Origin of the sequence: Sphingomonas profundi, from assembly GCF_009739515.1 — a bacterium.
Lineage (GTDB): Bacteria > Pseudomonadota > Alphaproteobacteria > Sphingomonadales > Sphingomonadaceae > Alterirhizorhabdus > Alterirhizorhabdus profundi.
This window is the reverse complement of sequence record NZ_CP046535.1, coordinates 3726474-3751312: the sequence shown is the minus strand read 5'-3', so window position 1 is coordinate 3751312 and position 24839 is coordinate 3726474. Positions and strand designations below refer to the sequence as shown.

Sequence of the window (24839 nt, the reverse complement as noted above, 5' to 3'; positions counted from 1 at the left end):
AACTTGCTTATCCGGCAGGCGCCGGAATTGCGGCGATCACCGGAGCATGGCCCCAGGCGGTGAGCGCGGCGACCAGATCGGCGCCCGTGATGCCGAGTGTCGCGGTGTTGCGCAGCGGATGCACGTTGGCGCGCGCCGCGCCGGCGACGGCCGGATCGAGCACCACGGTGACGGCGCCGTCGGCATCGTTGATCGCCGCCAGCGGCGTCACGGCACCCGGCGACACGCCGAGCAGGCGCTCCATATCCTCGGCCTTGCCGAACGAGACCTTCGCCGCACCGATCGCGGCCGGCAGCGCCTTCAGGTCGACGCGGGCATGCGCCTCCACCGTCACCAGCCAGAAACGGCCATTCTTGTCCTTGAGGAAAAGGTTCTTGGTGTGGAGGCCCGGAATGGCGCGGTGCAGTTCCTCGCTCTCCTCCACCGTGAACACCGCGTCATGAGCGACGTTGCCGTAAGCGATGCCGAGCGCGTCCAGCGCCGCCAGCAGGCCCGGTTCGTCATGCATCGCCTGCTCCTCCGGCCGTCAGCGGAACACGACGGTGCGGTTGCCGCTCAGCAGCACGCGATGCTCCAGATGCGCCTTCACCGCGCGGGCGAGCACGCGGCTCTCGGTATCCTGCCCCTGCGCGATCAGGTCGTCCACGCTGTCGGCATGATCGACGATGGACACGTCCTGCGCGATGATCGGGCCTTCGTCGAGATCGGGCGTCACGTAATGGGCCGTCGCGCCGACCATCTTCACGCCGCGATCGTAGGCGCGGTGATAGGGGTTCGCGCCCTTGAAGCCCGGCAGGAAGCTGTGGTGGATGTTGATGACGCGCCCGTCCAGCCGGCGGCACAGCGCATCCGTCAGCACCTGCATGTAGCGGGCGAGGATGATGAGATCGACCTGCTGCTCCTCCACCAGCTGGAGCAGTGCCCGCTCCTGCTCATCCTTGTTCTCGGCCGTGATCGGCAGGTGGTGGAACGGGATGCCCTCATGCTCCACGCGTCGCTGCCATGTGAGATGGTTCGAGACGACGCTGGTCACGGTCATAGGCAGACGGCCGGTCTGGGTGCGGTAGAGCAGATCGTTGAGGCAGTGGCCGCCCTTGGACACCATGATGATCGCCCGCGCCTTGACCGAGACGTCGTGCAGCGCCCAGTCCAGCCGCCACGCGGTCGCGACCGGCGCGAAGGCGTCCGCGAACATCTCGCGCGTCATCCGGTCAGGCGCGACGAACCGAACCCGCATGAAGAAGCGGCCGGTGCTGGCATCGCCATATTGCGCGTTCTCGACGATGTTGCAGTCCTGCGAGACGAGCGAGTTCGCCACGGCGGCGACGATGCCCTTGCGATCCTCGCAGGCGAACAGGAGTATGTGGTGGCGGCCATCGAATGTCATGCTGCGGGAGTAGCGCGAGACGTGGCGCGGCGCGACGACCGGATGCAGGATTAGTATCTCTAATCGCCACGGCGCGGTCCCCTTGTGCCTGCCGCGGGGATGCGGCAATCACCGGAGGCCGCAGCGCGGCAGGTTCGAGGGGCTTTCCGGAAGGTCATGAGGCTGCCAACGGGGTTCGATCTCGGCTCGCTCGAAGTCTTCATGCTCACGGCGGAACTCGGCGGCATGACGCAGAGTGGCCAGCATCTCGGAATGACCCAGTCGGCCGTGTCGCAGACCATCTTCAAGCTGGAGGCGGCGCTGGGCGTGAAGCTGTTCGACCGCACGATGCGGCCGCTCGCGCTCACGCCGAGCGGCAAGCTGCTGCTGCAGGATGGCGCCCGCCTGCTGTCGGCCGCCAGAAGCCTTGCCCTCGAGGTGCGCGAGGGCAGCCAGCGGCCGGCGGAATGCGTGACGATCGCGCTGGCCGAGAGCCTGGCCAACCATCTCACCGCCCCTCTGCTGCTCGGCGTCGGCGGACGCGCGCTGCGGTGGCAGCTGCGCTCCGGCATCTCGCTGCTCCAGCATCACGAGTTCCTGACGCGCAAGATCGACATGCTCATCACCGGCAGCAGCCAGCTCGAGAATTCGGCGGACGTGGAGCATTTCCCGATCCTGACCGAGGAGTTCATCCTTATCGCGCCGGCCGACCACGCCGGCCCGCTGGACGATCTGCAGGCGCTGGCGACCGTTCCCTTCGTCCGCTTCTCCCTGCTGTCGGCGATGGGGCAGCGGATCGAGCGGCAGCTGGCGCGCATGCGGCTGGCCCTGCCGAACGGGGTGGAGGTGGACTCCACCGAACAGCAGCTCTCGATCGTGGCGGCCGGCCTGGGCTGGAGCATCACGACGCCGCTATGCGTGGCGAGCCACCTCGATCTGCTCCCCAGGATCCGGGTGGCGCCGATCAGCCGCGCGCAGTTCCGGCGGACGGTTCACCTGGTCGCGCGCCGCGGCGAGTTCGGCACGCTGCCGCAGGACATCGCCACCTTGGCGCGGGACAGCCTGCGCGGCAGCCGGCTGGTGGCGCTGGTGCGGGAACTGCCCTGGCTGGAAGGCAGGCTGGTGTGGCCCGGCCCTTCGGCCGAGCCGCAGCCGCCAGCGCCCACGCAGGATCAGTTTCAGTGAGCGAGTCCGCGGCGCTCTCGCATGCCTTCGATACGATTTTCTTATAGTTTCCATGATAGTCTTGCGCCCTGCGGCGCAACATGGACCTGTTCAAAGTCGTCGGGTAGCGTGGGTGGGTTAATCAAAGCTGCACAAAGCGGCGAGTCGGCGGGGGCCGGCAGCTAAATAGGTTGCGTTCTTTTGCCTTAGGGGGAAAAAGATGAAATCGCGCTATCTCGTATCCTGCGCTATCGCCGCCGTGATGAGCAGTGCCGCACATGCGGCACAAGTGGAGCCCGCTGCCGGCACCGTCGCGCAGGAGGATGCGCAGGCGAGCCCGGGCGACATCATCGTGACCGCCACCCGGCGCAACGAGAGCATCCAGAAGGTTCCGCTGACGATCCAGGCCTTCACCGGCGCGACGCTGACACAGCTCAACGTCAAGAACTTCAACGATCTCATCAAATATACGCCGAACGTGACTTTCGGAAATAATGGGCCGGGTGCCGGCGCGATCTTCCTGCGCGGCCTCTCGACCGGTTTCTCGGGCACGCAATCGTCGGCGTCGATCGCGTCCTTCCCGAACGTCGCGCTTTACCTGGACGATCAGTCCATGCAGTTCCCCGGGCGCAATGCCGACATCTATGTCGCCGATCTCGAACGCGTCGAGGTGCTTGAGGGGCCGCAGGGCACGTTGTTCGGCGGCGGCGCACAGGCCGGCGCGGTGCGCTACATCACCAACAAGCCGAAACTCGACGCCTTCAGCGGCCATTTCGAGGGTAGCGCCGGCGGCACGCGCCATGGCGCGGCAAATGGTTCGTTCAACGCGACGATCAACGTGCCCATCGTCGAGAACAAGCTGGCGGTTCGCGCCGTGATCTACGACGATCACCGTGGCGGCTACATCGACAACGTCTTCGGGACGTTCACCCGTGGGCAGTTCGACCAGTATGCCAACTATCTTCCCAACCCGACATCAGCCAACCAGGCGAATGCGGGGCAGTATAACAACACCACGACGGCGGAAAAGAACTACAATCCCGCAGACTATGTCGGTGGCCGCGTATCGGCGAAGTGGCAGATCACCGACGACTGGGATGTCCTCGTCTCGCAATTGTACCAGAAGCTCGATACGGAAAACAGTTTCGCCCAGGAACCAAGCAGCCCCGATTTCACGCCCCTGAAGAAGCTCCAGACCGTCACCTTCGTGCCGGGCTACAGCAAGGACGAAATCTGGAACACGGCCCTGACCGTGAACGGCAAGATCGGTGATCTGCGTGCGGTCTATACCGGCGCCTACATGGTGCGTCATCTCGACGCACGGCAGGACTACACCAACTACTCGCGTGCCTTCGGTGAATATTATCAGTGCGTGGGTAGCGGCACCGGCATCGGCACGGGCGCCCCATTCTGCTACGATCCGTACAGCTACTGGACCGACAAGACCCGGAATACCCACCTGACGCAGGAAGTGCGTCTCTCGACGCCGGCGGAGAAGCGTATCCGCGTGATCGCGGGCGGTTTCTACGAGCGGTTCAAGATCTATGACAATATGGACTTCAACTATAAGTCCACGCCCGTCTGCACGGCGGAACTGATCGCCAATGGCGGGCGCTGCCTCGGTCTCGTCCAGACCGGGCCGGGCACCACCGCCAACGATCCCGGGCCGCGCGGCCCGAAGGTCGGCTTCGGCCAGGATCTGCAGCGCGGCTACGACCAGTATGCCGGCTTCGGCTCGGTCGATTTCGACCTCTTCCCGAACCTGACGTTCACCGCCGGCACGCGCTACTATCATTACAAGACCTTCCAGACCGGCTCGCAGTTCCAGACGACGGCCGCCTCCTGCGAGGCGGTGCTGGTCTGCAACTTCACCAATCCGGTTACGGGCGGATCCTATCCGGGCAACGTCAACATCGATGCCCAGAACTACAAGAAGACGTATAGCGGCTTCAAAAGCCGCTTCTCGGTGAACTACAAGCCGACCGAGTCCATGATCCTGTTCGCGACGTTCAGCCAGGGCTTCCGTCCGGGCGGCTTCAACCGGTCTTCCGCCCTCATCCTGCCGGGCGCAAACGGCGTCGCCCAGTTCTTACGCCCGACCAGCTATCGTCCGGACAACCTCACCAACTATGAGGCCGGCATCAAGACGGATCTGTTCGACCGCAAGGTCACGCTCAATGTTTCCGGCTATTACATGCAGTGGAAGGATGTGCAGATCCAGTTCTTCAATCCGAACGGTGGCTTCGGCAACACGGCCTATGTCACGAACGGAGCGGACTTCGACATCAAGGGCTTCGAGGCGCAGCTTTCGGCGCGGCCGTTTCCGGGCATCAGCATCAACGCGGGCTTCACCTACAACGACAGCAAGCAGGTCTCCTCGCCCTGCCTGATCTCGAACAATCCCGGTTCCTCGACGCTCGGCCAGTGCATCACCCAGCGTTTCCGCGCCGGCGTCGCCACTCCGGTCCAGAGCCCGTTCGGCGACAAGGGATCGGAGCTGCCCTTCTCGCCAAAGGTTCAGGCCAACCTTCGGGGGCGGTATGACTGGGAGGCACGATCGAACCTCGGCTTCTGGGTAGCCGGCGGCGTGACGTACACCGGCAAGACGTTCAGCCAACCCTCGACCTACCCGTCGGGCGATATCCCGAACGCGCAGAATTATATCGTCACCGGCGACATCACGAAGCCGACCACGACGCTGCTGCGCTACAGGATGAAGGGCTACGCGCTGCTCGACGCCCAGATCGGCATAAAGGGCGAGAACTGGACCGCCTCGATCTTCGGCGACAACCTCACGGACAGCAATGTCAGCACTTTCACCTCGTCCGCGCAGTTCATCAAGTCCGAGGTAGTGGTGCGGCCGACGACCTACGGCCTGAGGCTCAGCTACGATTTCTGATCGTATCCGGCTGCCGATAACGCTGGATATCAGCGGGCGACTCTCCCACGGTGTCGCCCGCTCTATCCCCTGCCGTTGATCGGATCATGAACACGCAAGCCCCGCCCGTGCCGCTCGAACAGAGGATCGCGCGGCTGCGCCAGTGGGCGGCCGACGATCGCCATGCCGATGTTCTGGTACAGCTCGGCCCGCTGCTCGCCGAATATCCCCGAAATCGCGACCTGCTGCTGCTCGCCGCGATCTCCCAGCGTCATCTGGGTCGCATCGATCAGGCACTGGCGACCCTGGCGACGCTCGGCGAACTCCAGCCGAACCTCAGCCTGATGCATCAGGAGCGCGGCCTGTGCCACGTCGTCCGCAAGGATGCGCCGGCCGCTATCGATGCCCTGCTGCGCGCGGTCAACATCAACCCGGCGCTGCCGATGAGCTGGCGGATGCTGGAGGGCGTGTACCGCCTGACCGGCGATGCGGAGAATGCGGCCCGCGCGGCCGGGCATCGCAGCGTGCTCGCATCGCTTCCGCCCGAGGTGGTGACGGCGACGTCCCTGTTCTCCGACGGCGATCTCGCGCCGGCGGAGCAGATCGTCCGCGCCTTCCTGCTCCGGCACGGCGACCATCCGGAAGCGATGCGGCTGCTCGCCAAGATCGGCATGGCGCGCGACGTGCTGGACGATGCCGAGCTGTTGCTGGCGAGCGTGCTGACGCTCGTGCCCGATCATGTCGCGGCGCGCTACGAATATGCCCGCTGCCTCGTGCTGCGGCACAAATATGCGCCGGCGCGCGACGAAGCGGAACGGCTGCTCGCCATCGATCCGCGCAACGTGGACTATCGCACGCTGGCCGCCACCGCCGCGATCGGCCTGGCCGACTATGATCGGGCGATCGGCCTCTACGACGACGTGCTCGCCGACCGGCCGGGATCGGCGGAGGTGCATCTGTGGATGGGGCATGCCCTGAAGACGATCGGCCAGGTGCCCCGGGCGATCGACTCCTATCGGGCGGCGGCGGATGCGGCGCCCGGCTTCGGCGACGCCTATTGGAGCCTCGCGAACCTCAAGCGCTACCGCTTCGAGGAGGACGAGATCGGCCGGATGCGCGCGGAGGAATCGTCCGACCGGGTGACGACGATCGACCGCATCCACCTGTGCTTCGCCTTGGGCAAGGCGCTGGAGGATCGCGGCGAATATGATCAGTCCTGGATCTACTACGAACGCGGCAATGCGCTGCAACGGGCGGAAAGCCGCTACCGGCCGGAGGTAATCGAGACCAATACCCGCCTACAGCGCGCGGTCTGCACCCCGGCCTTCTTCGCCGCGCGGGCAGGCTGGGGCGTGGCCGATCGCGATCCGATCTTCATCGTCGGCCTGCCCCGCTCGGGCTCCACCCTGATCGAGCAGATATTGGCGTCTCACTCGCAGGTCGAGGGCACGCACGAACTGGCCGACATCCAGCGCATCGTCCACGAACTGCAGGGTCGCGAGCTTGATTTCGCGAACCCGCGCTATCCGGGCGTGCTGGCCGATCTCGCGCGCGGCGATTGTGCCGCGCTCGGCCGCCGGTACGTCGACGATACGCGCGTCTTCCGATCGGGGCCGCCGTTCTTCATCGACAAGATGCCGAACAACTTCCGGCACATCGGGCTGATCAAGCTGATCCTGCCGAACGCGAAGATCATCGATGCGCGCCGCGAGCCGATGTCCTGCTGCTTCAGCAACCTGAAGCAGTTGTTCGCGAGCGGGCAGGAGTTCAGCTACAGCATCGAGGATATCGCCCGCTACTACCGCACCTATCTCGATCTGATGGAGCATTGGGACGCCACCTTGCCCGGCCATGTGCTGCGCGTGCAGCATGAGGATGTCGTCGACGATCTCGCGGGCAGCGTGCGCCGCATTCTCGATTTCTGCGGACTGGCTTTCGAGCCCGCATGCGTGGAGTTCCACCGCAACCAGCGCAGCGTGCGCACGCCGAGTTCCGAGCAGGTCCGCCAGCCGATCTTCCGCGACGGGCTGGATCAGTGGCGCCATTTCGAACGCTGGCTCGGCCCGCTGCGCGACGCGCTCGGCGACGCGATCGAGCGCTATCGTGCCTGACTCGGCGCGGGATGTGATCTCCCGTCGGCGGCTGACAGGAAGTGCCCGATATCCCGATCATCTGTTTCCTTCGATCGATCAGTGCGGCCAGAGTGATGCCCCCACATCTTGCATAGCCGCGCCCAAGCCGACGCATCGCGGCACGACTGGATCGACGACGAGATCGGCGAACATCGGGCAGGCGTCCAGCCCGCGGTCTTGCGGGGCGCCGGATCGAGTATGGCGACCAGCCACGACCAGCCTCCGCGCGTCTCGACGTCGGCGAGCCACGCATCCGCACCCGCTACGATCGCTGCGCGCACCTCACCTCCTTGGCGACCTCCATCGCCGCCACCATCACGCTCCGGTTGCCGCAATGAGTCATGAGCAAAGGCACTCAGGCCGATTCGAAATGCTCCACCTCGGGCGGTACGGCAAGTAACGACAATATGTGATCGATGCAGATCATGAAATGTGGCGCGGCGCGATGCGCCTGATATGCGTCGTCGTCCCGATAGCGTTCGACCACGCGGAAGGACGTGGGGTCACGCCGGCTTCTCAGCAGGTAATAGTCGATCGCGCCCGGCTCGTTCGCGACGACCGCCGCCGCGAGCGCGTTGAACGCGGTGACGAACGCGTCCACGCATTCCGGTCTCGGCCGCACGACGACATGGCTGGACATCATGGCGTCCTCATACCTCCATTTTACCGCCGTCGGCGGCGTAGGCGGAGGCGGTGACGAAGCTTGCGTCGTCGGATGCGAGGAACGCGATCACCCCCGCGATCTCGGCCGGCTGCGCCATACGACCGACCGGATGGCTTCGCGCCGCGGCCTCCTCCATCACGGCGCGGCCACCCAGCCGATCCTCCAGCTCGATCGCCATCGCGGTGTCGGTAAGGCCGGGCAGCACCGCGTTGCAGCGGATGCCGTAGCCCTCGCGCCCGCACTGGATCGCGGTGCAGCGGGTGATGTGCAGGACCGCCGCCTTGCTGGCCGAATAGGCGATCTGGCCCGGCACCGCGCGCAAGGACGCGGAGGACGCGACGTTGACGATCGCGCCGCCGCCGCCGCGCCGCATCCGCGCGACCGCGAAGCGATCGGCCAGGAAGGTGCCCAGCGCGTTCACGTCCATCACGCGACGCCACGTCGCCACGCTCGTATCCTCGATCGTGCCGAAGCCGGGTACGCCCGCGCAGTGCGCCAAGACGTCGAGCCTGCCGCATGTGTCGACCGTCGCATCCAGCGCGGCCCAGGATGTTTCGTCCGCCACGTCGAGATCCGCGAACAGCGCGCCGGCGCCGATCTCGGCCGCCAGCGCCTCGCCCGCGGCACGCTGGAGATCGGCTACGATCACGCGCGCGCCTTCGGCCGCGAAGCGCCGCGCCGCGGCGGCCCCGATGCCGGACGCGGCGCCGGTGACGAGCACGACCTTGCCGGTAAACCGCTCCACGTCCGCCCTCCTCGGCCTTGTCGCTTCTGACAGAATCAGGATTGCATACATAGTTCGCGCATCATAGTCCAAGCTGCGGACACGGGAGGGCGGAATGGCAGCGGAATGCTTCGAGGTCGCCGCCGAGTGGATCACGGTCAGCTTCACGGAAGCTTCGCCGATGCGCGAGGTCTACGGCTTTGCCGGCGGCCAGGGCCGGATCCATCTGGAGGGCGTGCGCTTCCTGCCGGTTGGTCGGCCGTCGCGCACGCTCGTCATCTACATGCATCCGGCTTCCACGCTGCAGCTGCTGCCGGTGCCGCGCGCGATGGCGGCGGCGGGGCTGCATGTCTTGTGCGCGGGCAGCCGCTACGCGCGCAACGACACGCCGCTGATCCTCGAAAACGTGTTGCGCGACTATGCCGCCTATGTCGCGCACGCGCGGGAGATATGGGGATATGATCGCATCGTGGCGGCGGGCTGGTCGGGCGGCGGTTCGCTGACCGCCTTCTACCAGGCGCAGGCCGAGCGACCTACGATCACCGTGACGCCGGCCGGCGATCCGGTCGACCTGTCGCACCTGATCGCCGCCGACGCGATGATATTCCACGCCGCGCATCTGTCCCGCTGCCAGGTGCTGGCCGACTTCATCGATCCGTCGGTGCTCGACGAGGAGGATCCGAGCCGCCGCGACGTGGAGCTTGATCTCTACGATCCGCGCAACCCGCACCGGCCGCCTTACTCGGCCGAGTATCTCGCCCGCTTCCGCGCCGCGCAGCTCGCGCGCGTGCGGCGGCGGACGGCGCACGTGAAGGAACTGCTCGCCGAGCTGAGCGCCGGCGGCTCGCGCGAGCGGGAGCGTGGTCTGCTGCTCCACCGCACGCTCGCCGAGCCGCGCTTCCTAGATGGCCACATCGATCCCAATGACCGGCGGGTCGGCTGGAGCTTCCTGGGCGATCCGGAGATGGCGAACTCCAGCCCGGCGGGTATCGCGCGCTTCTCGACGCTGCGCGCCTGGCTGTCGCAATGGTCGATCGACGACAGCCGGGCCAAGGCGCTCGACAACGCGCCCGCGATCACCGTGCCGCTGCTGGTGATCGAGAATTCGGCCGACGACGCCGTGCCGCAGCCGCATTCGCGCCTGTTCCACGATGCGGCGGGCAGCGCCGACAAGCAGTTCGCCGTGATCGAGGGCGCGAACCATTATTATGCCGCGCAGCCCGAGGAACTGGACCGGGTAGTGAGGCTGACGATCGACTGGCTGGGCGCGCGCGGGCTGATCGACTGACGATCAGGCGATCGCGACCGGCGGCGGCGGCGGCCGGCCGAGGATCAGGTCGGCGGCCTTTTCGGCGATCATGATCACGGGCGCGTTGGTGTTGCCGCCGACGATCGTCGGCATGATCGAGGCGTCCGCCACGCGCAGTCCAGTCATTCCATGGAGCCGCAATGCCGGATCGACGACCGCCATCGGCCCGGTCCCCATCGCGCAGGTGCCGACGGGATGGTATGCGGTGCCGCTGGTCCGCCGGATATGGTCCGCGATCGCCTCGGCGCCGATACGCCCGGCGCCGGGCAGCACCTCCTCGCTCGCATAGCGGGCGAACGGCGGTGTGGCGAGCAGCCGGCGCGCGAGCGTGACGCCTTCCATCATCAGCATCAGATCGCGCGGATCGTCGAACGCGGCGAAATCGATCGCCGGCTCCGTCGCGGCGTCGGCGTCTAGGATGTGGACGGAGCCCCGGCTCCACGGATGGAGCTGGATGGCGGTGATCCCGTAGCCATGGCCCCAATCGCCCGCGCCGAAACGGGTGCCCCGGCGGCCGGAGACGAAACTCAGCTGGAGCGTGGCGCGCGGATCGTCGGGATCGGTCCGCAAGAAGGCGGCGGCCTCGCTCGCGTTGCTCGACAGCAGGCCGCGCCGGGCGGCGACGTAGCGCAGCCCCTCCCAGGCGAGCCGGGGCACGGCGCGCCAGGACAGGCCGTAGGGCACCAGGCTGCGCGTCCGATGCGTGACCGATGCCGTGCCATGGTCCTGGAGGTTCGCGCCGACGCCCGGCAGCGCGTGGACCGGCGCGACGCCCGCGGCCCACAGGATCGCCGGATCGCCGATGCCGGACCGCTCCAGGATCGCCGCAGATCCCAGCGCGCCGGCCGTCACCACCACCTCGCGCCGCGCGGCAAGCGTCCGCGAGGCGCCACCGTGCATCACCCGGGCGCCGATCGCGCGCCGGTCCGCCACGAGCACCCGATCGACGAGCGCATCGGTCAGCATCGTCAGGTTGGGCCGATGCCTCACGGGATCGAGGAACGCCGTCACGGCCGACTCGCGTCGGCCGCGCCGCTGCGTCACCTGGCGAAAGCCGGCGCCGATCGGATGCGGCACGTTGAAGTCCGTCGAGCGCGGGATCTGGAGCAGTTCCGCCGCGGCCAGAAAATCGCGCGCGACCTGATTGTGCGTGCGCATGTCGGTGACGTGCAGCGCGCCGCCGGTGCCGTGCCACGGCGAGGCCCGCCACACCTCATTATCCTCCGACCGCAGGAAATACGGCAGCACCTCCGCATAGGACCAGCCCGCCGCGCCGCCCGCCGCCCAGCCGTCATAGTCGAGCGCGTCGCCGCGCATGTAGACCATGCCGTTGATCGAGCTCCCCCCGCCCAGCACGCGACCGCGTGGCACGTACAGGGGGCGTCCGCCGGCATTCGCCTGCGGCACCGTGGCCGATCGCCAATTGTAGCGCGGATGATCGATCAGCCGCATGATGCCGATCGGCGTTCGGATCAGCGCGCTGCGATCGGACGGCCCCGCCTCGACCAGGCACACGCGGACGGCCGGATCGGCGGAAAGCCGGTTGGCGAGCACGCAGCCGGCGGAGCCGCCGCCCAGGATCAAATAGTCGTAGCCCTCGGCCGCCGCCGTGTCCGTCACCTCGCGCCGGCCCGCGCCGGCTCGCGCGCCGGCGCCTGCCCGGCCAGTCGGAAGCCGCGCCAGCCGTCCGCCTTCACCTCGTCGCAGATCCGCCGGTAGGCCGCCGGCCCGCCGACATAGACCATGAACACCTGCGGCTTGCCGGGAATGTTGCAGCCCTTGTACCAGGAGGCGGCGCGCGGCCACAGCGTGGTGTTGGCGACATCGTCGACATGCGCGACCCAGCGATCCTCGGCATCGCGCTCCGGCTCGATCGTGATGTGGCCCGCCGCGCGCATCATGGTCAGCGCATCGCCGATCAGGTCGGCATGCTGCTCCAGGCTGTCGACCACGTTGCTGATGACCGAGGGACTGCCCGGGCCGGTCATCAGGAACAGGTTGGGAAAGCCCGCCGCCATCAGCCCGAGATAGGCGCGCGGCCCCTCCGCCCACTTGTCGCGCAGCCGCTGGCCGTTCCGCCCGCGAATGTCGATGCGGGAGAGCGCACCCGTCATCGCATCATATCCGGTCGCGAAGACGATCGTGTCGACCGCGAAGGCACGGCCGCTCGCCAGCATGATCCCGCTCGGCGTGATCCGCTCGATCGGATCGGCCTTGACGTCCACCAGCGCGACGTTGTCGCGGTTGAAGGTTTCGTAATAGCCGGTGTCGACGCAGATGCGCTTGGCGCCGAGCGGATAGCCCTTCGGTGACAGCAGCTCGGCCGTGGCGGGATCCGCCACCGTCTCCCGGATGCGCGCGCGGACGAAGTCGGCCGCGAACTCGTTGATCTCGGGATCGGTCATCATGTCGCGGAACGCGAACAGCAGCGGCGCGCCGCCATAGCCGTGATTCCAGCGCGCCAGCAGTTCGGCCTCGCGCTCCGCCGCGGTGAAGTCGTGGCCGCTCCCCATCGGCGGTCGGTTGAAGCCTGACGCCGGCTTTCCCGCTTCCTTCGGCAGGATCAGCCCGCGTGCCTCGTCGCGGTAGCCGCGATAGTCGGCCTTGACGCGCGCCTCGTGCGTCCGGTCCATCGATCGGTTGCGCGCCGGCACGCTGAAGTTCGGCGTGCGCTGGAACACCGTGAGCGAGGCCACCTCTGGCGCGATGGCGGTGACGATCTGGATGCCCGAAGAGCCGGTGCCGACCACCGCCACGCGCTTGCCGGCGAAGTCTACCGGCTCCTTCGGCCACTGGCCGGTATGATAGGATTCGCCGGAAAAGGTCTCCATCCCCGGGAAGTCCGGTACGCGCGCCGCCGACAGGCAGCCGGAAGCCGAGATCAGGAAGCGCGCCGCCACCTGCCCGCCATCGTCGGTTTCGACGATCCAGCGGGCCGCGTCCTCGTCCCAGCGCGCGGCGAGTACGCGCGTCGAGAACCGGAACAGCCGCCGCAGGTCGAAGCGGTCGGCAACGGCGTTCAGGTAGCGCAGGATCTCCGGCTGCCCGCCATATCGTTCCGACCACGACCAGTCCTGCTGCAGCGCGTCCGAGAAAGAGTAGGAGTAAGCGAGGCTCTCGCCGTCGCAGCGCGCGCCGGGATAATTGTTCCAATACCACACGCCGCCCAGATCCGCCGCGGCCTCGAACCCCTGCACGGAGAAGCCGAGCTCGCGCAGCCGATGCACCATGTAGAGGCCGCCGAAGCCGGCGCCGATCACCACCGCATCGATCGTCGGCGGCTCAGCCACCGGAGGGCTCCAGATCGTTGACCACCCACTTGGTCTCCTGGAACGGAGCCAGCGCGTCAGGCCCGTTCTCGCGGCCGAGCCCCGACTCCTTGAAGCCGCCCATCGCGAACTCGTAGGCGCGGAACATCGCGGAATTGACGTGGACGGTGCCGGCACGGATGCCGTCGCTCATCCGCAGCGCGCGGGCATGATCGCGCGTCCAGACGTAGGAGGAGAGGCCGTAGCGGGTGTCGTTGGCGATGCTCAGGGCCTCCGCCTCGTCGTCGAAGGGGATAACGCTCAGCACCGGCCCGAAGATCTCCTCGCGCACGATCGCCATGTCGGGCGCGACGCCCGCGAACACGGTCGGCTGGACGAACCAGCCGCGCGTTCCCACGCGCTCGCCGCCAGTGACCAGTTCGGCGCCGCCGGCGCGCCCGCCGGCGATGTAGCCCGCCACGCGCTCCAGTTGCCGCTCGGAGATCAGCGGACCCATCTGCGTGGCGGGATCGAGCCCGTTGCCGATCCGCAGCGCGGCGGCGCGCGCCGCGACGCCGGCGACGACCTGCTCGTAGACGCCGCGCTGCACGAGCAGGCGGGAGCCCGCGACGCAGATCTGCCCGGCATTGGCGCAGATCGACATCGTCGCCATCGGGATCGCGCGATCCAGATCGGCGTCGTCGAAGATGATGAACGGCGATTTGCCGCCCAGTTCCAGCGTCACCCGCTTCACCGTCGCGGCGGCGGCGGCGAGGATGCGCTTGCCCGTGGCGGTCGAGCCGGTGAACGTGATCTTGTCGACCTGCGCATGATCGACCAGCGCGGCGCCGGCCGCGCCGCCCCCCGGCACGACGTTGACGATGCCGGCCGGCACGCCCGCCTCGACGATCAGCTCGGCCAGCATCAGCGCGGAAAGCGGCGCCTCCGCCGCGGGCTTCAGCACGCAGGCGCAACCGGCGGCGAGCGCCGGCGCGGTCTTCCATGTGCCCATCGTGATCGGCCCGTTCCAGGCGCTGATCCCCGCGACGACGCCGACCGGCTCCTTCAGCGAGTAAGCGAGCCCCTGGAACGCGCCGCGCCGCATCGGCGCGGTGTGGCCGTGGGCGCGCGCGCAGAGCCCCGCCGCGAAGCGCCATCCCTCCGCCGAGAAGCCGACCAGCGCGCGCGACACCTCCAGCGTCATGCCCACCTCGCGCGTCTGCAGCTCGGCGAGTATCTCCAGCCGCTGCTCGATCAGTTCGCCGACCCGCCACAGCACGCGCGCGCGCGCATCCGCATCCTTGTCGCGCCAGATCCGCCGATCGAACGCGATGCGCGCGGCGCGCACGGCCTCGTCGATCTCGTTGGGTCCGGCGGCGGCCGCCTGGCCGATGACGTCGCCGGTGGCCGGATCCTCGACATCGATCGCGGCGCCGTCGCGTGCCTGCCGCCATTCGCCCCCGATCAGCAGAGGGCGCGGGGCTGCCAGCCAGTCGGCCAGCGGTGAGGCGATCGGCTTATGGATGGTCACGCCGCGCGCTTACGCCGCCAGCTTCAGATCGTAGAGCGCGACGACATTGTCGTGGACGATGTCCTTAATCACCGCGCGATCAAGCCCCTTCGTATAGTCTTCCAGCAGCGCCATGCTGTGCGGCCACGTCGAATCGGTGTGCGGAAAGTCCGTCGCCCAGAGCAGCCGCTTGTGGTTGAGCAGGTGCGACACCTGGAACGCCGCCTTGTCGTCCTGGAAGGTGAAGTACAGGTTCGCGCGGATATAATCGCTCGGCGCGCGGCTGAGCGGGGTGGATTTCAGCATCTTGGCATAGCGATCATAGCTGTGATCCGCACGGTGCATGAAGTGCGGCAGCCAGCCCGCGTCACCCTCGACGAAGACCACCTTGAGCGCGGGATGGCGTTCGAACACGCCACCGAACACCAGCACGCCCAAAATATCCTGATTCGCGCGGATGACGTTCATGATGTTGTTCAGCTTGCTGCCGCGCACGCCGGCGTGGAACACCTGACCCTTCCTGGTATGCGTGAGGACGTGAAACGAGAGCGGCAGGTCCAGCGCCACCGCCGCCGCCCAAACCTCGTCGTACATCGGATCGTCATAGTCGGCGATCTCCGGCTCGGTCGGCATCATGATCGACTTGAAGCCGCGCCGCTTGGCATCCTCGAAGTCGCGGATCAGCGCGGCGGGCGAGCGGCCGGCCGTCTGCCCGACGCCGAACAGCCGATCGGGAACATCGGCGCAATAGCCCTCCAGCCAGCCATTATAGGCATCGAAGCAGGCCGACATGAACGCGCGATCCTCTAGCAGATAGAGGACCATGCCCACCGTCGGATAGACCACCTCGGCATGGACGCCGTCGCGGTCCATGTCGGCAAGCCTGGCCTTCGCGTCCCAGCCACCGCGATGCATCTTGTCGAACGTGCGCACCATCGGCTTGGCGAGATCGTCGGCCGAAATGCCCGCCGCCGAGCCGACGCGGATCGGTTCCAGGCCATCGACCAGGAAGGTCGCGCCCTTGGCGGGATCGTCGATCAGCCGGGGCGCGCGATCGGCGTAGCGGCGATCGATGCGGTCGAGAAAGCAGCCGGGTGGCTCGGTGACGTGGCTGTCGGCCGAAACCGGCCGCATGTCGGCGAACTGGGCGGCTTGCATCGCGTCTCTCCGTCATCGGGAAGGCGCCTGCCGCACGCCTTTGAATGCAGGCTAGATCGCGCGACGCCATGCGTCCAAGATAATAAGCGACAGCCCGTCATAACTTGAAGGCATGGCATGACGCTCACCCAGATCAGCAACTTCGTCCGCGTCGCCGAGCTGCGGAACATGTCCCATGCGGCCGCCGTCATCCGCGTCGCGCAGCCCGCGCTCTCGCGCCAGATGCGGGCACTGGAGGATGAACTCGGCGTGCACCTGCTCGTGCGGCACGGCTGGGGCGTCACACCGACCCCGGCGGGCGAGGCCTTCCTCGTCGAGGCGCGCAAGGTGCTGCGCGCGGTGGAAGGTGCGCGCGACGCGGCGACGACGCACGCGGCGGACCCCACCGGGCGGGTGGCGCTCGGCATGCCGATGTCGCTCGCCGCGCCGCTGATCCCGCCGCTCACGGCCTCGCTCCGGGCGAAATATCCCGCGTTGCGGCCCCATTTCATCGATGGCGCGGGGCTCGCCCTCCAGGCCCGGCTGCTCGCCGGCGAGCTCGATCTCGCCATCCTCTATGAGGATCGCAACCAGGGTCCGCTCGCGACGGCGCCCCTGCTGAGCGAGTCGCTGGTGCTGGTCGGCGCTGCCGACGCGTCGGTCGATCGCGGGCTTGCCTCCGGTGCGCTCGTGCGCGCGTTGCCGCTGATCCTGCCGGGCCGCCCCAACCGCCACCGGCTGCTGGTGGAGCAGCTCGCCGGCGAAGGGCAGGCGAACGTCGTCGCCGAGGTGGAGTCGCACGGCGCGATCATGGCGATGGTCGAGGCCGGGCAGGGTTACACCGTGACGACCTACTCGGGTGTCGCGGCCGAGGCGGCGGCCCGGCGCGTGGCCGTGTTCGCGCTCGAACGGCCAGGCGCCGCGCGCACGCTGGTGCTGGCGCATCAGCTGGGCCGCCAGCCGAGCGCGGCGATCCGCGCGGTGGAAGAGGAGCTGCTGCGGATCGTGCGCGAACGCGCCGAGACGTTTCAGTGGCGACCGGACTGACGCCATGCCGCGACGGCATAACGCGCGGCAAGACTTGATCTTAGACTATGGCAGCGCCGAGGCGTAGCGATACGGCGCGAACCGGCGTGACGGGAGAGATGCCATGTATGATCTCGTGATCCGCGGCGGCCGGATCATAGACGGCACCGGCCTGCCGGCGTTCCACGCCGATCTGGCGATCAAGGGCGGACGCATCGCCCGCATCGGCCGCGTCGGCGCGAGCACGGGCGCGCGGGAGATCGACGCGCGCGGCAAGATCGTGACGCCCGGCTTCATCGACGGCCACACCCATTATGACGCGCAGCTCAACTGGGATCCGTACCTGACCAATTCGTCGACGCACGGCGTCACCAGCGTTGTCATGGGCAATTGCGGCTTCTCGATCGCGCCGGTCCGCCCCGGCGAGAAAGCGATGGTGACACGCAACCTGGAGCGCGCGGAGGACATCTCGGCCGAGGCGATGGAGCTTGGCGTCGACTGGAGCTGGGAGCATTTCACGGAGTATATGGAGCGCGTCGATGCGCTCCCCAAGGCGCTCAACTGTGCGGTCAACGTCGGCCACTCGGCCCTGCGCACCTGGGCGATGGGCACGCGCGCCTTCACCGAAACGGCGAGCGACGACGAGCTGGCGCTGATGCGCGAGGAACTGCGCGCCGCGATCAGGGCCGGCGCGATCGGCTTCACGACGTCCCGCACGGAGAACCACCAGACCGCCGACGACCGCCCCGTCGCCTCGCGACTCGCGGCGTGGAGCGAGGTGGAGGCGCTGGTCGACGTGCTCGGCGAGGAGAAGAGCGGCATCTTCGAACTCGCGGTGGAGGACGAGATGCGGAGCAACGATGCCGCGGCGCGCACCGAGTCGATTGACCGGCTCGCGGCGCTCACGATCCGCACCGGCGTGCCGCTCACCTTCGGCATGCACCTGGGATCGTTCCACAGCGTGGACACCATCCCCGAGGTGCTCGATCGGGTAAGCGCGATGAACGACGCCGGCGGTCGCGTGTTCGTGCAGAGCCACAGCAAGGGCATCACCGTCCTCCTCTCGTTCGAGACGCGGCTGCCGTTCGACAGGCTGCCGGCGTGGCAGGCGCTGCGCGCGAAGCCGCTTGCCGAGCAGGCCTTCATGCTGCGCGATCCCGCCGTGCGGCGCGACCTGATCGCCGCGATCGACGCGGCAAGCTTCGAGCGGACCGTCGGCGCCGACGCGCGCCCGCCCGAGTGGGACCGGATCTTCGTCTATGATCGCGCGCTGCCGCCGTTCCGGTCGCTCGCGGAACTGGCGGCGGAGCGCAAGCAGCATCCCGTCGAGGTGATGATCGAGATCGCGCTGGAGCACGACCTCAGGATATTCTTCATGCAGTTCTTCCATCCGCCCGCTCCCGCGATCGCCATGCAGGTGATGCGCCATCCGCACGCGATCATGACCTTTTCCGATAGCGGCGCGCATGTCAGCCAGATCAGCGACAGCTCGATCCAGACGCACCTTCTGGCCTACTGGACCCGCTCGGTCGGCGCGTTCGGGCTGGAGGAGGCGGTGCGGATGGTGACGCTGGCGCCGGCACGCGCGTGGGGCTTCACCGATCGCGGCCAGCTGCGCGAAGGGGCCGCCGCCGACATCAACGTGATCGATCTCGAGAGACTCCTGCCGCAGATCCCGGCCCTCGCGCACGATCTGCCCGGCGGGGGACCAAGGCTGGTGCAAGCCTGCGCCGGCATGGTCGCGACCGTGGTCAACGGCGAGGTGATCTTGGAGGACGGCGTGCCCACCGGCGCGTTGCCGGGCAAGCTGCTGCGTGCGGCGACCGCGGTGGCGGCCGGCTGACGCCTACGCCTCTGGGAAGCTCAGCTCGACCCGCTGCCAGGACTCGCGGTAATCGCGCTGCAGGCCGGGAGCCTCCGCCGCCGCGCGGGACAGCTGCATCGGCCGGCGCGTCTCGATCATGAAGACGAGCGCATCCTCGATCTTGCGCGGGTCGGCCGGCGCGGCGCGGCCCATCGCATAGGTCTCGGCATCGGGGCCGTGCGCCGCCCAGCTGTTGTGCAGGCTGGCGCCGCCCGCGCTGAACCCGTGCGCCTTGCTGTCGTGCCGCCCGACGACGATCGCGAGGAACTCCGCCACGCAATTGCGGTGGAAGCCGGGCGGGCGGAAGCTGTGCTCGGCCACCAGCCAGCGCGGCGGCAGCACCAGGAAATCGGCGTTCGCGCCGAGCACCGGATCGCCCGGCGACGTCAACGCGCAGAAAACGGAAGGATCGGGGTGATCGACAGTGGCCGTGCCGATCGCGACGAAGCGGCGCATGTCGAAGCTGGCCGGCAGATAGTTGCCGCGCCACGCGACGACATCGAACGGCACATGCGCCAAAGGCGCCTGCCACAGCCTGCCGGCGAACTTCTCTACCAGCGTGCCGGGGGTCTCGCGCACCTCGTAGGCGGCGGCGGGCACATGGAAGTCGGCCGCGTTGGCAAGACCGTTCGATCCGATCAATCCCAAATCCGGCAAGCGGAAGGGAAGCCCGAAATTCTCGCAGACGAAGCCGCGTGCGCTGTCGCCGATCGGATCGACCTGGAACTTGATCCCGCGCGGCACGATCGCAAGCTCGCACGGCCCGATCTCCATCCGGCCAAGCTCGGTCGTGATGCGGATGCGGCCGTGATCGGGTACGAACAGCATCTCGCCATCGGCGTTCATGAAATAGCGATCGTCCATCGCGCGGTTGGCGCGGAACAGGTGGATCGCGGCGCCGGCCTGCTCCTGCGGCGAGCCGTTGCCGCAGATCGTCGTCAGCCCATCGAGGAAGTCGGTCGGCACATCGGGCAGCGGCCACGGATCCCAGCGCATCTGGTTGGGATCCGGGCCGAGCGGTAGCGGCGGGGTGAGCAAGGTCGGATGCTCGATCGGCGCGAAGCGGCCGTGGATAACCGATGGGCGCGCGCGGAAGAGGTATGTGCGGCGGTTATGCGCGCGCGGCGCGGAGAAGGTGGTGCCGGACACGAGTTCGCTGACGAGGCCGAACGGCGGGCGTTGCGGGCTGTTCTGGCCGATCGGCAACGCGCCGGCCAGCGCCTCGCTTTCGAGTTCGTTGCCGAAGCCAGTCTGATAGCCACGGCCGCCGCCGCTGCGGGCGATCGTCGTCATGTGAAGGCCCTCCCAGGCCGCGCATCGCATACAATCCGCTGACGATCAATCAGCCGGCACCGCGTCGAGGCTCGATGGCGCCGAGCGGAAGGCCCGCCGCGAACGATACGGGCAGCAGGATCTGGCTGGTCATGTCCTCGATCAGCGGCAGCGCCACCGGCAGGAAACGCTGCTGATAGTCCGGCTCGGCACGCAAAGCAGCGAAGCGCGTGGCGCGTTCCGCGTGGTCGGCGAACGCCCAGAGGTGATGGACCCGGTTCAGCAGGCCGGTATCCGCGCTCCAGAAGCCGATCAGGTCCATGTGCCGCCGGATCAGCGGCAGCGCGATCGACTCGAAGGCGGCGAGATAGGTGGAGAGCGCACCGGGCTTCAGCCGATAGGTCCGATATTCGTGGATCATCCCGCCCCCTGCGCATCGTTGCGCTCGATGCATACATTCCATATCGTGGCAGGGGAAAGGGCCAAAGCGTGGGCGCACCGTCTCCCTTCGTCCTGGTGCATGGCGGGCTGCATGGCGGCTGGTGCTGGCGCGATGTGCGGCCGCTGCTCGCAATCGCGGGCCATGCGGTGTTCACCCCCACGCTGACCGGGCTTGGCGAGCGCGCGCACCTGCGCGGCGACACGATCGGGCTGGCGACGCATATCGAGGATGTGATCGCCTGCATCGAGTGCGAGGAACTGGCGGGCGTTGTCCTTGTCGGCCACAGCTATGGCGGCATGGCGGTGACGGGCGCGGCCGATCGCCTCGCCCATCGCGTCGCGCGGCTGGTCTATCTCGACGCGCTCGTCCCCGATGACGGGCAGAGCGTCGCGGATCTCGATCCGGCACTCGGTGCGCTGGCCGCCGCCGTGCCGGCCGACGTGCCCGTTCCCGAAGGCTATGATTTCGGCGTGACCGACCCGGCCGATATCGCGTGGCTGCGCCGGCGGCTCACCGCGCAGCCGCGGCGGACCGTGACCGAGAAGGTGTCGCTATCTGGCGCGGTGGCAACGATCGAGCGCTGGTACGTCGAGTGCCGCGATCTGCCCGGCGACCCGCCACTGGCCACGATCCGCGCGATCGCCGCGCGTCTTCGCGCCGATGCGGCCTGGCGGCATGTGGCGTTCGATGCCGCGCATGACTGCATGATCTCGCATCCGGCAGAGACGGCGGCGCTGCTGGTGGCGATTGCACGCGGGGAGAGCGGACGATGAACCTGGAGCCGAAGGCGCGCGCCTTCCTCGACGCGCTGCGGGCAGCCGCGCTGCCGCCGATGAACGAGGGAACGCCGGAGGCGGCCCGCGCGGCGATGCGGCTGGTGCGCCGCGCGATAGCGGCGCCGCCGCTCGCCCGCGTCGAGGATCATGTCGCGGAAGCCGCCGGGCTCGCGGTGCCGGTGCGCCTCTACGTGCCCGAAGGAGATGTCGCCGCGTGCCTGCTCTACTGCCACGGCGGCGGCTGGGTGGTTGGCAGCGTCGAGGACAGCGACGGTTTCGCCCGCGTGCTCGCCGCGCGCACGGCATGCGCGGTCGTGTCGGTCGACTATCGCCTTGCGCCCGAGCATCCGTTCCCGGCGGCGATCGACGACACCGTCGCGGCGCTGACGTGGCTGATCGCGGCGCGCCAGCGGCTGTTCGGCGGCGAACCGCCGGTCGGGCTGATCGGCGACAGCGCGGGCGCCAATCTGGTCGCCGTCGCCGCCCGTCTTGCGCGTGACGCGGGGATGGCACCGACATTCCAGATCCTCGCTTACCCCGTGACCGACGCCGCGATGGACACCGCCTCATACGCCGCCTTCGGCGAGGATCTGCTGCTCACGCCCGACCTGATGGCCTGGTTCTGGCGGCATTATGCGGACGCGGCGGCCCGCAACGATCCGCGCGCGTCGCCACTGCGCGCCGAGTCGCTGGCGGGGCTTCCGCCGGCCTTCGTGCTGACGGCGGAGAACGATGTGCTGCGCGACGAGGGCGAGGCTTACGGCGCGGCGCTGCTTCGCGCGGGCGTGCCGGTGATCTGCCGGCGCTATTCCGGCCAGATCCACGGCTTCCTCACGCTGGTCGGCATGTTCGATGGCGGCGCCGCCGCGCTCGACGACATCGCAACCTATGTGGCCGCGCACGTCTGAAGCTTACCATGTGCGAGGATCCGTTGACTTCGCACGGTAGCTTACTTTATGCATACACGGTGTGACGGGCAGAAGAACCGCGTCGCATTTCCAGGGGGAGAACGCATGACGCATTCGGTCGGTCGGCGGTGGCATCTGGCGGGCGGTTCCGCGCTCGCGCTCGCGCTGGCGGCTTCGCCCGCCGCGGCGCAGACCCAGTCGGGCGGGGCGCCCAGCGCGCAGGCGCAGGACGCGGCGCCACCCGCGACCGCGGAGGCGGGATCCGAGACCGGCCTGGCCGATATCGTCGTCACGGCCCAGCGGCGCGGCGAGAAGCTGCAGGACACGCCGCTTACCGTGAGCGCGATCACAGGCGACATCGCGGCGCAGAAGGGCGTCGTCGACACGTCCGACCTGCAGATCGTGACGCCGGGGCTGATCTTCGCCGATTCCGGCATCGGTCCGGCGATTTACCTGCGCGGCGTCGGCACGCAGAATACCGGCTTCGGCGACGAGGGCAGCATCGCCACCTATATCGACGGCGTTCCGATCTCCAGCCTGCCCGCCGCCTTCTCCTCGCTCGCCAATGTCGAGCGGATCGAGGTGCTGAAGGGGCCGCAAGGCACGCTGTTCGGCCGCAACGCCACCGGCGGCCTCATCAACATCATCACCAAGACGCCGTCGTTCACGCCGTCGGCCTTCGCCAGCGTGAACTATGGCAGCTACGACACGATCGGCGGCGAAGCGTATGTCACTGCGCCGCTAAGCTCGAAGATCGCGTTCAACGCATCCGCCTACGGCAGCGATCAGCGCGATGGCTGGGGCAAGAACGTCTTCAACGGTAAGGACGTTTACAAAGGCTATGAATATGCCTTCCGCTCCAAGCTGCTGGTCAATCTCACCGACACGACCGAAATCCTGCTGGGCGGCGACTATTCAAAGCGCAAGGACTCGAGCTCGGCCGGCGCGGTGGACGAGGGCGCGATCGGCATCGGCGGCAATCGTGGGCTGAGCGACTTCTACGATGTCGAGCTCAGCCTGCAACCGCTCGACGAGAATTCCACCGGCGGCGGCATGGGCCGCATCCAGCAGGATCTCGGCTTCGCCCAGCTGGTCAGCACGACGGCATACCGCTTCAGCAACCTGAAGGACCAGTTCGACAATGATCGCGGGCCCACCGCGATCGCGGACGTCTTCTTCACCGTCCACGACAAGCAGTTCACGCAGGAGCTTCAGCTCCAGTCGCTGCCGGGCAGCAAGATCACGTGGATCGTGGGCGGCTTCTACCTGAACGCGAAGACGGACATGGAGCATTTCACGCTGGTCGGCGCGGCCGTGGCCTCCGCCGGCGGGCGTGTCGACCTGCCGGCGCGGCAGCGCACGCGCTCGCTCGCCGGCTACGCGCAGGTGACGGTGCCGCTCGACGATCGCACCAACGTGACGGGCGGACTGCGCTACACCGACGATCGCCGGCGCGTCGCGTCCGAGACGGTGCTGCCGGTGTTCGGGCTGACCATTCCGAACCCCGATCACAAGATCAACTTCGACAAGGTGACGTGGCGCGCCGCGATCGACCATCACTTCAACGATGACGTCATGGTCTTCGCCAGCTACAATCGCGGCTTCAAGAGCGGTATCTTCAACCTGCTCGCGGTCAACGATCCCGCCGCGCGGCCGGAGGTGCTCGACGCGTTCGAGGTCGGCGTGAAGTCCGAATTTCTCGACCGGCGGCTGCGGCTGAACGTGTCGCCATTCCTGTACAAGTACAAGGACATCCAGCTCTCATCCGCCGGCCTCACCGCGTCCACGCTGGTCAATGCCGCCAAGGCGACGGTGAAGGGCGTCGATGCCGACATCAGCGTGCTGCCCACGCGTGGCCTGCAGTTCGACGTCGGTGCGGAGTATCTGCACGGCCGCTACGACCGCTTTCCGAACGCGCCCGGCACCTTCGCGATCCCCGCCACCTGCGGCCCGCCGCCCGCGCTGCTGCCGGGGCCGCGGACCGGCGGCAACATCAACTGCCCGATCGATGCCAGCGGCTTCCGCATGATCCGTTCGCCCACCCTCTCGTTCACGCTCGGCGCGCGGTACGAGCTGGAAACGAGCGTCGGCCGCTTCACCGCGACCGGCAATTACTTCCACAGCTCCAGATTTCCGTATGAGGCCGGGCAACGCCTGAAGCAGCCGGCATATGGCGTCTTCAACGCCCAGCTGGGCTGGCTGTCCAGCAACGAGCATTTCGGCGTGCGCGTCTTCGGTCGCAACATCTTCGACAAGCAATATTATACCAACCGCATCAGCTCCGGCGGCGATACCCACGCATCGGCGGCCCCCGCCACGTTCGGCGTCGCGCTGGACGTGAAATACTGACGGGAGCGCAGCGATCCTGAACAGCCTTATCGCCAAGCGGATCGCCGCGCCGCTGATCGCGCTCGCCCTC

19 protein-coding genes are annotated in these 24839 nt (G+C 68.0%); 9 read left to right on the top strand and 10 right to left on the bottom strand.

The window, feature by feature from the left end; all coding sequences use genetic code 11:
• Positions 1 to 7: 7 nt before the first annotated feature.
• Both GNT64_RS17795 and purU read right to left on the bottom strand, forming a co-directional pair.
• Positions 8 to 508 carry a prolyl-tRNA synthetase associated domain-containing protein gene (locus GNT64_RS17795; protein WP_156680735.1) on the bottom strand — a complete coding sequence of 167 codons (501 nt, stop codon included), beginning with the start codon at positions 506 to 508 and terminating at the stop codon, positions 8 to 10.
• Between the two features lie 18 nt (positions 509 to 526).
• Positions 527 to 1387, bottom strand: a complete 861-nt coding sequence (gene purU / locus GNT64_RS17790) for a formyltetrahydrofolate deformylase (protein WP_156680734.1) — start codon at positions 1385 to 1387, stop codon at positions 527 to 529.
• A 156-nt stretch (positions 1388 to 1543) separates the two neighbouring features.
• Here purU and GNT64_RS17785 point away from each other — a divergent pair, with 156 nt between their 5' ends.
• The 3 genes from GNT64_RS17785 (at position 1544) to GNT64_RS17775 (ending at position 7519) form a co-directional block, all read left to right on the top strand.
• The gene (locus GNT64_RS17785; RefSeq protein ID WP_156680733.1) at positions 1544 to 2551 is read left to right on the top strand and encodes a LysR family transcriptional regulator; all 1008 of its coding nucleotides are present in this window, start codon (positions 1544 to 1546) and stop codon (positions 2549 to 2551) included.
• A 241-nt stretch (positions 2552 to 2792) separates the two neighbouring features.
• Positions 2793 to 5429, top strand: coding sequence for a TonB-dependent receptor (locus GNT64_RS17780; protein WP_231639081.1), 2637 nt, complete (start codon positions 2793 to 2795; stop codon positions 5427 to 5429).
• Between the two features lie 86 nt (positions 5430 to 5515).
• Positions 5516 to 7519, top strand: coding sequence for a tetratricopeptide repeat-containing sulfotransferase family protein (locus GNT64_RS17775; RefSeq protein ID WP_156680731.1), 2004 nt, complete (start codon positions 5516 to 5518; stop codon positions 7517 to 7519).
• A gap of 376 nt (positions 7520 to 7895) precedes the next feature.
• Here the strand turns inward: GNT64_RS17775 and GNT64_RS17770 are convergent, their stop codons facing one another.
• Positions 7896 to 8180 (bottom strand): putative quinol monooxygenase, encoded by a 285-nt coding sequence (locus GNT64_RS17770; protein WP_197277075.1) that lies wholly within the window; start codon positions 8178 to 8180, stop codon positions 7896 to 7898.
• Positions 8181 to 8190: 10 nt separating this feature from the next.
• On the bottom strand, positions 8191 to 8949 hold the full coding sequence (locus GNT64_RS17765; protein ID WP_197277074.1) for an SDR family NAD(P)-dependent oxidoreductase: 759 nt from the start codon (positions 8947 to 8949) through the stop codon (positions 8191 to 8193).
• A gap of 94 nt (positions 8950 to 9043) precedes the next feature.
• Here GNT64_RS17765 and GNT64_RS17760 point away from each other — a divergent pair, with 94 nt between their 5' ends.
• A complete protein-coding gene (locus GNT64_RS17760; RefSeq protein WP_156680728.1) occupies positions 9044 to 10216 on the top strand; it encodes a serine aminopeptidase domain-containing protein in 1173 nt (390 codons plus the stop codon).
• Between the two features lie 3 nt (positions 10217 to 10219).
• Here the strand turns inward: GNT64_RS17760 and GNT64_RS17755 are convergent, their stop codons facing one another.
• From GNT64_RS17755 to GNT64_RS17740, 4 genes are read right to left on the bottom strand one after another with little or no spacing between them, the layout of a single operon-like run.
• Positions 10220 to 11857, bottom strand: coding sequence for a GMC family oxidoreductase (locus GNT64_RS17755; RefSeq protein WP_197277073.1), 1638 nt, complete (start codon positions 11855 to 11857; stop codon positions 10220 to 10222).
• Positions 11854 to 13527 (bottom strand): flavin-containing monooxygenase, encoded by a 1674-nt coding sequence (locus tag GNT64_RS17750; RefSeq protein WP_231639080.1) that lies wholly within the window; start codon positions 13525 to 13527, stop codon positions 11854 to 11856. The genes GNT64_RS17755 and GNT64_RS17750 overlap by 4 nt, the downstream gene beginning before the upstream one ends.
• Positions 13520 to 15016, bottom strand: a complete 1497-nt coding sequence (locus tag GNT64_RS17745; protein WP_197277072.1) for an aldehyde dehydrogenase family protein — start codon at positions 15014 to 15016, stop codon at positions 13520 to 13522. Before GNT64_RS17745 ends, GNT64_RS17750 begins: the two co-directional genes overlap by 8 nt.
• 9 nt (positions 15017 to 15025) lie before the next feature.
• A complete protein-coding gene (locus GNT64_RS17740; protein ID WP_156680726.1) occupies positions 15026 to 16153 on the bottom strand; it encodes an amidohydrolase family protein in 1128 nt (375 codons plus the stop codon).
• A 117-nt stretch (positions 16154 to 16270) separates the two neighbouring features.
• Between GNT64_RS17740 and GNT64_RS17735 the strand changes: the two genes are divergently transcribed.
• Positions 16271 to 17179 carry a LysR family transcriptional regulator gene (locus GNT64_RS17735; protein ID WP_156680725.1) on the top strand — a complete coding sequence of 303 codons (909 nt, stop codon included), beginning with the start codon at positions 16271 to 16273 and terminating at the stop codon, positions 17177 to 17179.
• Positions 17180 to 17282: 103 nt separating this feature from the next.
• Positions 17283 to 19001 (top strand): N-acyl-D-amino-acid deacylase family protein, encoded by a 1719-nt coding sequence (locus GNT64_RS17730; RefSeq protein ID WP_156680724.1) that lies wholly within the window; start codon positions 17283 to 17285, stop codon positions 18999 to 19001.
• Positions 19002 to 19004: 3 nt separating this feature from the next.
• On the opposite strand, the gene hmgA is transcribed toward GNT64_RS17730, so the two are convergent.
• Together hmgA and GNT64_RS17720 are read right to left on the bottom strand one after the other, a co-directional pair.
• Positions 19005 to 20315: a homogentisate 1,2-dioxygenase gene (gene hmgA / locus GNT64_RS17725; RefSeq protein WP_156680723.1), complete on the bottom strand. Its 1311-nt coding sequence runs from the start codon at positions 20313 to 20315 to the stop codon at positions 19005 to 19007.
• A 49-nt stretch (positions 20316 to 20364) separates the two neighbouring features.
• Positions 20365 to 20715, bottom strand: coding sequence for an NIPSNAP family protein (locus GNT64_RS17720; RefSeq protein ID WP_197277071.1), 351 nt, complete (start codon positions 20713 to 20715; stop codon positions 20365 to 20367).
• 68 nt (positions 20716 to 20783) lie between these two features.
• Here GNT64_RS17720 and GNT64_RS17715 point away from each other — a divergent pair, with 68 nt between their 5' ends.
• From GNT64_RS17715 to GNT64_RS17705, 3 genes are all read left to right on the top strand, one after another.
• Positions 20784 to 21509 carry an alpha/beta fold hydrolase gene (locus tag GNT64_RS17715; RefSeq protein ID WP_156680721.1) on the top strand — a complete coding sequence of 242 codons (726 nt, stop codon included), beginning with the start codon at positions 20784 to 20786 and terminating at the stop codon, positions 21507 to 21509.
• Positions 21506 to 22420, top strand: coding sequence for an alpha/beta hydrolase (locus GNT64_RS17710; RefSeq protein ID WP_156680720.1), 915 nt, complete (start codon positions 21506 to 21508; stop codon positions 22418 to 22420). Before GNT64_RS17715 ends, GNT64_RS17710 begins: the two co-directional genes overlap by 4 nt.
• A gap of 105 nt (positions 22421 to 22525) precedes the next feature.
• On the top strand, positions 22526 to 24769 hold the full coding sequence (locus GNT64_RS17705) for a TonB-dependent receptor (protein ID WP_156680719.1): 2244 nt from the start codon (positions 22526 to 22528) through the stop codon (positions 24767 to 24769).
• Positions 24770 to 24839: the final 70 nt, after the last annotated feature.